This is a genomic window from Actinoplanes sp. TBRC 11911 (assembly GCF_012933445.1).
Taxonomy (GTDB): domain Bacteria; phylum Actinomycetota; class Actinomycetes; order Mycobacteriales; family Micromonosporaceae; genus Actinoplanes.
This window is the reverse complement of record NZ_JABBNC010000084.1, coordinates 1-614: the sequence shown is the minus strand read 5'-3', so window position 1 is coordinate 614 and position 614 is coordinate 1. Positions and strand designations below refer to the sequence as shown.

Genomic DNA, 614 nt, shown 5'->3' with positions numbered 1-614 from the left:
TGCGCCCGGCACCAGCGGCAGCCAACCAGCCGGATGGAGCAAGCCGTGCCGTACCGGCAGGCTCCCCGGCCCCGGTAGCCATGCCGCAGCGCGCCCGGCCTGCCGGCCCGGATGGACGAGCCGCGCCGGCGGGTCACCCCGATAACGTCGCCCGCCGCGACACCGGCCGGCACCGCGAGCTCACCGGTCACACCGGGCCGGTAGACCGCGCCGCACCCCGTAATCCGGCCGCACCCCGCGATCCGGTCGCCCCACTCAACCCGGCTGTGCTCCGCGACCCAGCCGCCCCACCCAACTCGGCTGTGCTCCGCAACCCAGACGCGCCGCGCGAGAGTCGAATCGCGCCCGCACAGCGTGGCGACCCACACAGCGGGCCGCCCCCAGCCACGCCGGGCATGCGACCCCCAGACGAGAACGCCGCCCCCGCCGCCCGCAGGCTCGCACCAGCACATCGCGGCCACCAGCACGCGAGGCGACCCACAGCGACGCCGCCGGCGGGCCCGGCAATCAGACCACCAGCTCTGCGACGACTCACACCCGCCCACCACATCGTGCCCATATCCCGCCATCACACCACCGGCACACGACAACGGCCCGGAAAAACCCGCCACCAA

1 protein-coding gene is annotated in these 614 nt (G+C 74.9%); it reads right to left on the bottom strand.

Going from position 1 to position 614, the window contains the following annotated elements:
* Positions 1 to 191, bottom strand: a 191-nt coding sequence (locus HH310_RS43410) for a hypothetical protein (protein WP_211193344.1), incomplete at its 3' end; no start/stop codon positions are given.
* Between the last annotated feature and the right edge of the window lie 423 nt (positions 192 to 614).